This window comes from Empedobacter sp. R750 (assembly GCF_030324345.1).
Lineage (GTDB): Bacteria > Bacteroidota > Bacteroidia > Flavobacteriales > Weeksellaceae > Empedobacter > Empedobacter falsenii_C.
This window is the reverse complement of the sequence record NZ_JACAGF010000008.1, coordinates 119,543-131,233: the sequence shown is the minus strand read 5'-3', so window position 1 is coordinate 131,233 and position 11,691 is coordinate 119,543. Positions and strand designations below refer to the sequence as shown.

Genomic DNA, 11,691 nt, shown 5'->3' with positions numbered 1-11,691 from the left:
TAATTGCATCATTCAGATTTAATAAAAAAGTTAAGTAAATTTGCACTTTATTTTACATAAAAGATGAATTTTAATTTCACAGAAGTTGAAAGAGTAGAAAGTATTTCTGCAAAAGATTTTCAGAAATATTACGTTAAACCTCAAAAACCAGTTGTAGTAGAGCGAATTACAGAGGATTGGCCTGCGTACGAAAAGTGGAATTTTGAGTATATAAAACAAGTTGCAGGCGACAAGGTTGTTCCTTTATATAATAATGATCCGGTTGATTATACGAAGAAAGTAAATGAGCCAGTTGCAAAGATGAAAATGTCTGAATATGTGGATTTGCTGCAAAGTGAGCCGACAGATTTGCGTATATTTTTGTACAATTTGATGAGTCAAGTTCCGCAATTACAACAAGATTATAAAATGCCAGATTTGGGTTTGAATCTTTTCAAATCGATGCCAATGTTATTTTTTGGAGGTGAAGGATCGAATGTTTTTATGCATTATGATATCGATTTAGCGAATATTTTGCATTTTCATTTTGCAGGAAAAAAACGTTGTATTATTGTTCCGCCGGAGGATTCGAAGTATATGTACAAAATTCCACATTCGGTAATTTGTCGAGAAGATATTGATTTTGATAATCCTGATTTTGATAAATGGCCAGCGTTGAAACATATTAATCCGATGGTTGCAGACCTAAAACACGGAGAAATGCTATATATGCCAGAAGGTTGGTGGCATTACATGAAATATTTGACGCCAGGTTTTTCGATGAGTTTGCGTTCGTTAGCACATAAACCAAAGCATTTATCAGAAGCTATTTATAATGTTTTTTTGATGCGTACGTATGATAATATTATGCGAAAAATAAAAGGTCAGGCTTGGATTCTTGAAAAAAATGAACGTGCAATTACGCAAACAAATAAATTAATTGCGAAATAAAAATACAATTTTTAGAAAATTTTTCTAAATGAAGGAATGTCTATCGAAAGATGTTCCTTTTTTTATTCTACTGTCCTAAAAACTTATAAATCAATAAATATTTGATTTTCATATTTTAAAATTTCGATAGATATTTGCAGAATATTTTTCTGAATTTTTAGTAATATGATCATAAAAAAAGGAAATTTTTGGGCTTTATTGCCTTTAATCATTTTCATACTTGTCTATTTTTCGGCATCTATTTATCTGAACGATTTTTACTCTGTTCCAGCATTGGTTGTTTTCATGTTGGCACTCGTAATTGCATTTGTTCAGTTCCCTAAGGTTTCATTTCATACAAAAGCAGAAGCTTTTTGTAAGAATGCAGGAGAGGAAACGATAATGTTAATGATTTTAATTTTTCTTCTCGCTGGAGCTTTTGGAAGTTTAGGGTCTACAATTGGAGCGGTAGAATCAACAGTAAATTTATTCTTGAATTATCTTCCTTCTTCCTTTATTGTAGCAGGTTTTTTCTTGTTGTCTTGCTTTATTGCGACAGCTTTGGGAACATCGGTTGGAACAATTGTAACTGTTGCGCCAATTGCAGTACAAATGGATAAAATGATTCCAGGTTCTATGCCAATTTTGTTAGGCGCAGTGGTTGGTGGAGCGATGTTTGGCGATAATTTATCGTTTATTTCTGATACAACGATTGCTGCAACACGTACGCAAGAAGTGAGCATGAAATCTAAATTTAAAACTAATTTTAGAATAGTAGTTCCAGCAGCTATTGTTTCGACGATTATATATTTTTCACTTTCTCAACATTTTGACACAACCAATTTCCAAGGAAAACAGTTAGATTTTGACTTGATTTTAGTTTTACCTTATCTATTAGTTTTTGGACTTGCAATGTCTGGAATTAATGTGATTTGGGCTTTAATTGTAGGAATTCTATCGTTTCTTGGAATTGGTTTGTTCTATTCAGGTGTTCCTTTACTAGACTTAGTTTCTTCTATTAATGAAGGTTTCAAAGGAATGTTTGAGTTGAGTATTATTTGTTTAATCATTGGCGGAATTGTTGGAATTATTCGTCTAAATGGTGGATTAGATTTTATTATTTATCATTTGACCAAAAATATCAAAACAAAACGTCAAGCCGAGATGAGTATTGCGTCGCTTACAGCTTTGGCAAATGCTTGTTTAGCAAACAACACGATTACAATTTTGATTTGCGGTAAAATAGCAAAAGATATTTCTGATCATCATGATTTGGAAGGAAAACGTGTGGCAAGTATTTTGGATACGGTTTCGTGTTTTGTACAAGGAATCTTACCTTATGGTGCGCAAGTTTTAGCGGCTGTTGCTGGTGCAAATGCAGTATCTAAAGTGACAAAAGTTTCTTCTGTAGATGTTTTATCTAATTTATATTATCCGTTTTTAACTGGAATTTGTACCCTTATTTTTATCTTATTTTTTCAACCAAAATCATTCAAAAAATAGATTGATGTAGGATAATCATTCGTCGAATATTATTTTATAACTTTGTAGACTGAAATTTTTTAAGATGAAAAGAGTTGTCGTAGGACTTTCTGGAGGAGTAGATTCAAGTGTTACAGCCTATTTGCTAAAAGAGCAAGGTTATGATGTGATCGGATTATTTATGCGTAATTGGAACGATGCATCGGTAACGTTGGAAGATGAATGCCCATGGATAGAAGATAGTGCAGACGCTTTGTTGGTAGCTAAAAAATTAGATATTCCTTTTCAGGTCATTGATATGTCTGATTCGTACAAAGAACGTATTGTAGATTATATGTTCAATGAATACGAGCAAGGAAGAACACCAAATCCTGATGTGTTATGTAACCGAGAAATTAAGTTCGATTTGTTTTTGAAAACAGCTTTAGAACTTGGAGCAGATTACGTTGCAACAGGACATTATGCACGAAAAACTTCTACAATTGATGAAAATGGAAAAGAGATTTTTCAATTGTTAAAAGGTAATGATAACAATAAAGATCAATCGTATTTCTTGTGTCAATTGTCGCAAGATCAATTAAGCAAAGCATTATTCCCAATTGGAGATATAGAAAAACCAGAAGTAAGAAGAATTGCACAAGAGCAAGGCTTGGTTACAGCGAATAAGAAAGATTCGCAAGGTTTATGTTTTATTGGAAAAGTTAGTTTACCCGAATTTTTGCAACAACAATTAAAACCAAAAGAAGGTGTAATTGTAGAAATAGCCAAAGATTGGAACGGATATAAAAGAGAAATTCCAACTTTTGCAAATAAATATGAAGCATTAGATTTCGAAGCAAAAGGTTTCTCATATAAACAAGAAGATGGAGAAATTGTAGGTAAACATCAAGGTGCGCATTATTTCACTCGCGGTCAACGAAAAGGATTGGGAGTTGGAGGAAAAGTAGAACCTTTGTTTATTATTGATACAGATGTAGAGACAAATGTTATTTACACAGGTCAAGGTGCTGATCATTCAGGTTTATTGAAGAAAGCATTGTTTATAAAAGAGGAAGAAGTACATTGGGTTCGAGAAGATTTAACTTTAAAAACAGACGATACAATGGAAGTGATGGCACGTATTCGTTACCGTCAACCTTTGCAAAAAGCAATTTTACACAAAGCTGAAAACGGAATGTATGTCGAGTTTGAAAATCCTCAATCTGCGATTACAGAAGGTCAATTCTGTGCTTGGTATGTTGATGACGAACTTTTAGGTTCTGGTGTAATTAATAACTAAAAATATAAACATCATTATTATACAAAACGCTCAAGAAAATCTTGAGCGTTTTTATGTTAATATCATTTTATTAAAAAACTTTTCCGTCTGCTTTTGGTTGTTTTGATAAGCCATCTTGAAATCTCATCGAAGCATGTGTTCCATCACAAAAAGGCTTATTAGAAGATTGTCCACAACGGCAAATTGTTTGTCGATTTCGCAACTCGTAATATTCGCCATTCGCACTTTTTAGCGGAATTCCTCCCCATAACGCATAAGGACCGCTCAAATCATTCGCAACATCTTCAATAATTCCAACAGAAGCTGAGGTGTTATCGTCTTCGATTGGTTGATTATTCTCATCCCAAACAATCAATCGTCCAGAAGGACAATGATGCGCCATTTCAACACTCAAATCAACAGAGTTTTGTGTAGAATCTTCAACTTGATTCCAAATGCGTTTTCCATTATCACAAAATCGAGCAAAAGCACATAATTTTTCATCATCACTAAGCGAAACAACAGGTCCTTCTATAACTTCTGCAGTTAATAATTCGGGATTAAAAGTTGCTCTTTCAGTTAAATCCACACCATTTTCTGCTGCTTTTTTATGCGAACCATCACAATAAGGTTTGTGCTGAGATAATCCACAACGACAAAGATAAGTTGCATCCTTTGCTTCAAATTCTTCACCTTCTTGGTAATTGACAGAAGTTCCTTGCTGATTTGGAACGATAAATTGCTGCACAACTTTAGGTTTTCCGTGCAGTAAATAAGGTCCATTTTCTGTGACTTCTATATAGATACCATCAGAGTTTTGAGTTGTCCCGATTTGAATATTTAACTTATTTTGATTATCCATAATTGTAGATTTTAGATTGAAATTATCTACAATTTAAAAAGTATTTTAGTTAGAATGATTTTAAATTTTTATTGATAATTCATTAAAATTTAATAGATAAACCTTGTTGTTTTTATATAGGATTTAGAATGTTTTAATTACTTTTATTTGAAAATAATCATCCATGTCAATAATTCAACTCAAACATACAGAAACCAAACATTACGATGCTTTGTTATATAATTTGCCAGAAGACCAAATTCCTTTTACAGCCTTGCCTAGCGAGACTTTTGAGCGTTTGAAATTACGCACAGATGGACATGCAAAACCAATTACAATTTTGTTAGATGAAGAACCAATTGGTTTTTTTGTGTTAGATTATGGTGACGATAAATTGGAGATGACGAATAATACGAATTCGTTGTTGTTGCGCTCTCTATCGATAAATCCTGAATTTCAAGGAAAAGGTTACGGAAAAATTTCTATGAGTTTGATGGATGATTTTGTAAAAGATAATTTTCCTACAATTGATGAATTGGTTTTAGCGGTTAATTTCAAAAATAAATCAGCATATGATTTGTATCTAAAAGTTGGTTATATAGATGATGGTTCTCAACGAGAATGGTTTAATGAAATGCAACATTTGTTGAGAAAGAAAATTTAATTGTTAAACTTTTTCCTTCTCCCAAGCGACAACTTGCACACCTTCTGAATAATGCACTAAATCTGGTCTCGAATCGATATTTAAGTTTTGAAGCTGATAATCAATCGTTAAAAATTCTAATTCAAGTTGATTGATTTTCCATGGTAAATGCTGGATTTCATAACGAAACAATTGATCGTTATCTTCTAAATACAAACAATATCGTTCAGTCAAAAATAAATCCAATTCACTTTTGTGTTTTACTTGCATTCCAACATGGAAATCCGCTAATAAAGAGAAATTTCGTTTGGGATGATTGGCTTGATAAGAATTTTCGGTTCTATTGATGTTCGATTTTTCGTAAGGCAAACCTGACAATGATTTTGCTAAAATTGCAGAAAATAATTTTTCAGCTTCAATAGATAAAAAATAAACACCAGGTTTTCCATTTTTCGTTACATAAGTTCTTAAATTAATTTCATCAAAATCAGAAATAGGAGAGAATGCAGGCAAAAAGCGAGGTCGAATTTTTTCCATTGTAAATGCGACAAGCGAGACCCAAGCAGAATCATTTATTTCATCAATTTCTAAATCTTTTGGAACTAATTCTCTCAAAATTTCTTTGTCAATTTTGTAATGAAAAAATAGCGCTTTGTTCCACTCTTGATAATATTTCCACGATTTTGAAGGATATTGCCAAGCACGATGATTTGTTTCGGCTAAAATTTGTTTGATTGTATATTTCACTTAAAACCTTGTTAAACTTATGGTTGAAGGTACAAAATCTATTGCGAAATAAATAAAATTGTAGTTACTTCGCATACCAATTTTTATCATATGAAAAACTTGTTTTATATCTTCGTGATTAGTTTTTTAACGTCATGTGCAGCAATACATAATGTGCCAACTTCTCAGAATCCAAATAATTTTATTCAACCGAATACAACAAGTTCTTTTGTGGATCAAAACGGAAATTTTTACCCAGATAATTGGTTGAAATCGTATGGTAAACCTCCTAAAAATGCAAGTCGTAGAGATTATTCGTTGATGAAAATTGCGACTGAAAGTAACTTTCAAAATCAATTAACTTCTTATGAAAGTTTGCGTTTGAAAAATATTGAAAAAAGAGTTAAAAATAAGAACCGTGTCATCATTTTTGTGCATGGAATTGACAATGATTATTTGTTTAGCCTAAAAAATTACAACAAAGCCAAAACTTATATGAATATTAATTCTTCGAATGATGAGGTAATTAATTTTTATTGGGATGGATTGGTGAACGAAAGTCTTTTTGGAGCAGCAAAAGTTTGGGTAAGTGCAACGACAAATAGCCAAATGGCGGGCGTTTTTGGACTTCGTAGAATTTTGAATGTCATTCATAACAAAGATGTTTATTTGATTTCGCATAGTCGTGGCGCATCGGTTGTTTTGAGTTCGTTGGTGAATCCTTCGTTGCGCGAAAGTGAGATAAAACGTGCTGAAAATGCGCATCATGTCGATTTTACGAATGCAGAAACGTTGTTAGAAAATAATAATAAAATTTACAGTATTATGTTGGCGCCTGCAATTGGAAAAGTTGATTTTACGTTGGATAATAATCAATTAAAAACGTTTACACCTCAGTTAAAACGCATGCATATCACGATAAATGATACGGATTATGTATTAGGGAAAGGAAAGATTGGGTTTTTATCTCGAAGTTTGATTGCGACAGATTTTGGTTACAAAAAAGATTTGTTTGATGAACTTTCTAAAAATTATACATTCTTAGAAGAAACGGATTTTTCTGGACAAGATTCGCACGAATTTAGAGAATATATCACTAATCCGAAGTTTATTACTATTCTGAAAGAATTTAAGTTGGCGAAATAAAGCGAGGTTAGATGTGCGAAATACGAATCTCGAAACTCGAGCTACGAATCTCGCAAATCATTTCTTAAACTCAATCACTTCTAAATTCTCGATTCTTCCTTTATTTAATTCAAAACGTAACATCGTACGAACTTTCTGAAAACCGTGTTTACCAACAGCGCCTGGATTCATATGAATTAAACCCAATTGTTTATCAGGCATCACTTTTAGTATATGTGAATGTCCACAAATAAATAATTTCGGAGGATTTTCTGTGATTTCTTTTCGAATTGCAGGATTATATTTTCCTGGATAACCACCAATATGCGTAATCCAAACATCAACACCTTCTAACGTAAACCTGTTGTTGAGCGGGAATTCTGCGCGAGCTTTATTATCATCAATATTTCCATAGACAGCTCGCAAAGGTTTTATTTCAGCCAATTTATCGGTTACAGAAATATCGCCAATATCTCCAGCATGCCAAATTTCGTCCGCTTGTTGCGCATATTCCAAAATTCTATCGTCGATATAAGAATGCGTGTCCGAAAGTAAAAGAATTTTCTTCAAAAGGTTGTATTTTTGTTGCTCAAATTTACAACAATTGCGATATTTTTTAGAATTAGCATACAACGGAAAAAATTATTTTGGTTATCAAATTCAACCCAATCAAATTTCGGTTCAAGAAGTTATTGAAGATAGATTGTCTAAAATATTAAGAAAAGAAATTTCGATTGTCGGAGCAGGGCGTACAGATTCTGGTGTTCATGCGAAAAAGATGTTTATTCATTTTGATTATGAAGATGAATTATCGGTTGATTTAATCAAAAAATTAAATTCTTTTTTACCAAAAGACATCGCTGCTTATCGTTTATTTTTGATGGATGATGAAGCGCATGCGCGTTTTGATGCGACTTCGCGTTCGTACAATTATTTTATTTCACCTTTCAAAGATCCTTTTGCGTTTGATAGCGCTTGGATTTTTAACCGAGAATTGGATATTGAAAAAATGAATGAAGCAGCAAAATTGTTAATTAAGCAAGGAGATTTCGGAAGTTTTGCTAAATTACATACCGATGTGAAAACAAATATTTGCGATGTAAGAGAAGCGTTTTGGCGCAAAAATGAAAACGGACAATTGATTTTTCAAATCACTGCTGATCGTTTTTTGCGAAATATGGTGCGTGCAATTGTTGGAACATTAGTTGAGGTTGGGTTAGGAAGAATTTCTATCCACGATTTTGAAGAAATTATTGAACAAAAACAACGTTCTTCGGCAGGAGCTTCGGCGCCAGCGCAGGGTTTGTATTTGGTAGATGTTCAATATCCAAAAGAATTATTTAAAAATGAGTTCAAATAACGAAAATACATCGTTTGATTTTAATGGATTAAAACGTGTTTTACAAATCGGGGCGCAAAGCAAAGTGATGTTTTGGTCGGTGGTTTTTGTAGCGGTTTTTAGTGCGTGTTTTTCTGTTTATCGTCCCTATTTAACGGGAAATATCATCGATGATTATATTCAGACAAAAGATTTACCAGGGCTTCAAATGCAAATCGTGAAACTATCTTTGGTATTAGTTTTCGAAGGAATTTTGTCTTTTTTTATGGTTTATTTAGCGAATGTTGTTGCACAGCGAGTTATCCGTTTGTTGCGCGTTCGTTTGTGTAATCATTTAATCAAATTCAAACTTGGGTATTTCGATAAAACGCCAAATGGAGTTTTGGTAACGCGTTCAGTTTCTGATATCGAAACGATTGCAGAGGTTTTCAATGATGGAATTTTAGTGATGTTAGGCGATGTATTGAAAATCGTTTTCATCGTTTTTGTGATGTATTGGATGAACTGGGTTTTGGCAACAGTTGTGATTGTGATTCTTCCGTTGATGATGATTATTACACGATTATTCCAAAAAGCATTGAAAAATGTTTACCAAGAAGAACGTACAATTGTGGCGAAGTTGAATACGTTTGTGCAAGAACGATTAACAGGAATGAATATTATTCAGGTTTTTAATCGTCAGCAAGCAGAATATGACAAATTCGTTTCGATTAATAATGATTTAAAGAAAAACTATCTAAAAACAGTTTTCTATTTTTCTTTAATGTTTCCTGTTGTCGATATTATTTCGGCTTTAGCAACGGGAAGTTTGATTTGGTTTGGAGGACTTAGAACAGCTGTTTATGGAGATGTTTCTGTCGGAGATTTGATTGCTTTTACACAATATGTTACGTTGTTAACTGCTCCAATGCGTGCAATAGCAGAGCGTTTCAATACTATTCAGCGTGGTTTGGTAGGAGCGGATCGTGTGTTCAAAATTATTGATGATGATCAAACGTTGCCAGATAATGGAACAATAAAATTGGATCATGTAAAAGGTAAAATCGATTTTGAAAATGTGAAATTTTCTTATGTTCCGAATAATTTGGTTTTGAAAGGAATTTCTTTTTCGACAAAACCAGGTGAAAAAATTGCAATTGTAGGTGCCACAGGTGCAGGAAAATCTACTATAATTAATTTATTGAGTCGTTTTTATGACATCGATTCTGGAACAATTAGAATAGATGATGTAAATATTCATGATATGGAATTGAAGAATTTACGTCAACACGTTGCAGTTGTTTTGCAGGATGTTTTCTTGTTTAATACAACGATTTATGACAATATTGTTTTAGGTAATAAAGATATTTCGTTGGAAGAAGTCCAAAATGCTGCGAAAATTATTGGAATTGATAATTTTATCATGTCACTACCAAAAGGTTATTACAGTGAGGTAAGCGAGCGTGGTTCGACACTTTCTGTAGGTCAGCGTCAATTGATTTCGTTTTTGAGAGCATATATTTATAATCCAGAGATTTTGGTGTTGGACGAGGCAACGTCTTCTATTGATACAGAGTCGGAAGAATTGATACAAAAAGCTACTGATAAGCTAACGCAAGGCAGAACTTCTATCATCATTGCGCATCGTTTAGCGACGATTCAAAATGCAGATAAAATTATTGTGATGGATAATGGAATGATTGTTGAGCAAGGTACACATAACGAATTGTTAGCTCAGAAAGGTTATTATGCCAATTTATATGAAGTCCAATTCTCGAAAGAAAATTAAAAATTTAACAGAAATAAATCGTTAGATTTGTTTAACTTGAACAATCAATAATATTAACTTTAAAACTCTAATTAAAAATGAAAAAATTATTTTTAGCTGCTGCAGTATTAGGTGTAGTTTCTTTATCTTCTTGTAAATCTGAAAAAGAAAAAGTAGATGCAAAAGTAGAAAACACACAAGAAAATGTAGCGAATACAGTAGAAGACCAAGTAGAAGCTGGTAAAGAGACAATGGATAAAGTTGCTGATGTAGCAAAAGATTTACCAACTTTCTCTGATCCAAAGGCTACTGAATGGGTTAATCAATTTAATCAATTAGCTGCAGACATGAAAGTTGCTGCAACAGCTGGAGATCAAGCGAAATTAGCAGAATTATCAAAAAAGGCAATTGATTTGCAACAAGGTTTGAAATCAATAACTCAAACTTTGAAACCAGAAGATGCTAAAAAATTACAAGATTGGACAGCTGAAATTCAGAAACAATTAAACAAATAATTAAATTTATATTTAATGATAAGCTCGAATTTATTCGGGCTTTTTTTATGGATTAAATTATGATTTATGATATAGATTGATAATATAATAATGTATATCTTTATCACAAAAATTTATAGATATCAATTTTTATATATGACATTAGTACAATTACAATATGTGCTGGCAGTGGCTGAGCATAAGAACTTTACAATTGCTGCTGATAAATCCTTTGTAACTCAACCGACATTGAGTATGCAGATTCAGAAATTGGAAAAAGAATTGAATATTGATATTTTCGATAGAACATCGCATCCAATCAAAATCACTCAAATTGGAGAGAAAATTGTTGCGCAAGCAAAAACGATTTTAATGGAAGCTAATCGTATGAAACACTTGGTAAACGAAGAAAAAGGTTTATTAGAAGGTGATTTCATTATTGGTGTTATTCCTACTGTTTTACCTTCTTTGGTACCATTATTTTATAAAACATTTCAGAAAAATAATCCGAAATCGAATCTTATTATCAAAGAATTGCAAACGGATAAAATTATAAAAGGAATAAAAGATGGTTCGTTGGATTTTGGTATTGTGGTTTCGCCACTTTTCGAGGATCAAATTATCGAAAAACCTCTTTATTATGAACCATTGGTGGCTTATGTGCCAAACGGGCATCGCTTATCTGACAAAGATAAAATCAATGAAGATGATCTAAACACTTCTGATTTATTAATCTTGCAAGAAGGACATTGTTTCAGAAATAATGTGTTGGCTTTATGTGATACTTCAAATCTAAAAAATCGTCCGATTAAGTTAGATTCAGGAAGTTTTGAAGCTTTAGTTAAATTAGCAAACGATGGATACGGAATGACTTTGTTGCCTGCTTTGGTTGCAGATGATTTGCCACAAGAATATAAGAAATTTGTCAAAAACTTTGAGTCGCCAGTTCCAACGCGAGAAGTTTCGTTGATTTTTCATCAATCTCAATTAAGAGATTCTTTCGAAAAAGAGTTAATCAATACAATTCAAAGTATTTTGAGAGGAAAAATATTCTTAGAAAAAGATCAAAAATTAGATTCGAATATGGTTTCTTTACCAAAAAAATAAAAACAAAAAACGACTCAAAA

The 11,691-nt window shown here is 32.5% G+C and carries 12 protein-coding genes; 9 read left to right on the top strand and 3 right to left on the bottom strand.

Annotated features, from left to right (window positions below):
* Positions 1-63: 63 nt before the first annotated feature.
* The 3 genes from HXZ74_RS10075 (at position 64) to mnmA (ending at position 3,670) form a co-directional block, all read left to right on the top strand.
* Positions 64-930: a cupin-like domain-containing protein gene (locus HXZ74_RS10075; protein WP_114999253.1), complete on the top strand. Its 867-nt coding sequence runs from the start codon at positions 64-66 to the stop codon at positions 928-930.
* Between the two features lie 165 nt (positions 931-1,095).
* A complete protein-coding gene (locus HXZ74_RS10070; protein WP_286475159.1) occupies positions 1,096-2,412 on the top strand; it encodes a Na+/H+ antiporter NhaC family protein in 1,317 nt (438 codons plus the stop codon).
* 64 nt (positions 2,413-2,476) lie between these two features.
* Positions 2,477-3,670, top strand: a complete 1,194-nt coding sequence (gene mnmA, locus HXZ74_RS10065) for a tRNA 2-thiouridine(34) synthase MnmA (protein WP_114999257.1) — start codon at positions 2,477-2,479, stop codon at positions 3,668-3,670.
* A 70-nt stretch (positions 3,671-3,740) separates the two neighbouring features.
* Here mnmA and HXZ74_RS10060 read toward each other — a convergent pair whose 3' ends face one another.
* Positions 3,741-4,511, bottom strand: a complete 771-nt coding sequence (locus tag HXZ74_RS10060) for a CDGSH iron-sulfur domain-containing protein (protein WP_114999259.1) — start codon at positions 4,509-4,511, stop codon at positions 3,741-3,743.
* A 163-nt stretch (positions 4,512-4,674) separates the two neighbouring features.
* Here HXZ74_RS10060 and HXZ74_RS10055 point away from each other — a divergent pair, with 163 nt between their 5' ends.
* Positions 4,675-5,154 carry a GNAT family N-acetyltransferase gene (locus HXZ74_RS10055; protein ID WP_114999261.1) on the top strand — a complete coding sequence of 160 codons (480 nt, stop codon included), beginning with the start codon at positions 4,675-4,677 and terminating at the stop codon, positions 5,152-5,154.
* A 3-nt stretch (positions 5,155-5,157) separates the two neighbouring features.
* Here HXZ74_RS10055 and HXZ74_RS10050 read toward each other — a convergent pair whose 3' ends face one another.
* On the bottom strand, positions 5,158-5,880 hold the full coding sequence (locus HXZ74_RS10050; RefSeq protein WP_114999263.1) for a YqjF family protein: 723 nt from the start codon (positions 5,878-5,880) through the stop codon (positions 5,158-5,160).
* Positions 5,881-5,970: 90 nt separating this feature from the next.
* On the opposite strand from HXZ74_RS10050, the gene HXZ74_RS10045 reads away from it, so the two are divergent.
* Positions 5,971-7,005, top strand: a complete 1,035-nt coding sequence (locus tag HXZ74_RS10045) for an alpha/beta hydrolase (RefSeq protein ID WP_114999264.1) — start codon at positions 5,971-5,973, stop codon at positions 7,003-7,005.
* A 57-nt stretch (positions 7,006-7,062) separates the two neighbouring features.
* Here the strand turns inward: HXZ74_RS10045 and HXZ74_RS10040 are convergent, their stop codons facing one another.
* Entirely contained in the window at positions 7,063-7,554 is a 492-nt protein-coding gene (locus tag HXZ74_RS10040) for a metallophosphoesterase family protein (protein WP_115001978.1), read from the bottom strand.
* 34 nt (positions 7,555-7,588) lie between these two features.
* On the opposite strand from HXZ74_RS10040, the gene truA reads away from it, so the two are divergent.
* The 4 genes from truA to HXZ74_RS10020 all read left to right on the top strand — a co-directional run bounded on the left by truA (position 7,589) and on the right by HXZ74_RS10020 (position 11,671).
* Positions 7,589-8,344, top strand: a complete 756-nt coding sequence (gene truA / locus HXZ74_RS10035) for a tRNA pseudouridine(38-40) synthase TruA (protein WP_115001980.1) — start codon at positions 7,589-7,591, stop codon at positions 8,342-8,344.
* Positions 8,331-10,091 (top strand): ABC transporter ATP-binding protein, encoded by a 1,761-nt coding sequence (locus HXZ74_RS10030; protein ID WP_286475157.1) that lies wholly within the window; start codon positions 8,331-8,333, stop codon positions 10,089-10,091. The genes truA and HXZ74_RS10030 overlap by 14 nt, the downstream gene beginning before the upstream one ends.
* Before the next feature lie 77 nt (positions 10,092-10,168).
* On the top strand, positions 10,169-10,585 hold the full coding sequence (locus HXZ74_RS10025; protein ID WP_114999268.1) for a hypothetical protein: 417 nt from the start codon (positions 10,169-10,171) through the stop codon (positions 10,583-10,585).
* Between the two features lie 135 nt (positions 10,586-10,720).
* Positions 10,721-11,671: a LysR substrate-binding domain-containing protein gene (locus tag HXZ74_RS10020; protein WP_038333906.1), complete on the top strand. Its 951-nt coding sequence runs from the start codon at positions 10,721-10,723 to the stop codon at positions 11,669-11,671.
* The last annotated feature ends 20 nt before the right edge of the window (positions 11,672-11,691 follow it).

Coding starts and splice junctions, on each gene's coding strand:
- HXZ74_RS10075 (WP_114999253.1), top strand. CDS start 64: ATGAATTTTAATTTCACAGAAGTTGAAAGAGTAGAAAGTATTTCTGCA.
- HXZ74_RS10070 (WP_286475159.1), top strand. CDS start 1,096: ATGATCATAAAAAAAGGAAATTTTTGGGCTTTATTGCCTTTAATCATT.
- mnmA (WP_114999257.1), top strand. CDS start 2,477: ATGAAAAGAGTTGTCGTAGGACTTTCTGGAGGAGTAGATTCAAGTGTT.
- HXZ74_RS10060 (WP_114999259.1), bottom strand. CDS start 4,511: ATGGATAATCAAAATAAGTTAAATATTCAAATCGGGACAACTCAAAAC.
- HXZ74_RS10055 (WP_114999261.1), top strand. CDS start 4,675: ATGTCAATAATTCAACTCAAACATACAGAAACCAAACATTACGATGCT.
- HXZ74_RS10045 (WP_114999264.1), top strand. CDS start 5,971: ATGAAAAACTTGTTTTATATCTTCGTGATTAGTTTTTTAACGTCATGT.
- HXZ74_RS10030 (WP_286475157.1), top strand. CDS start 8,331: ATGAGTTCAAATAACGAAAATACATCGTTTGATTTTAATGGATTAAAA.
- HXZ74_RS10025 (WP_114999268.1), top strand. CDS start 10,169: ATGAAAAAATTATTTTTAGCTGCTGCAGTATTAGGTGTAGTTTCTTTA.
- HXZ74_RS10020 (WP_038333906.1), top strand. CDS start 10,721: ATGACATTAGTACAATTACAATATGTGCTGGCAGTGGCTGAGCATAAG.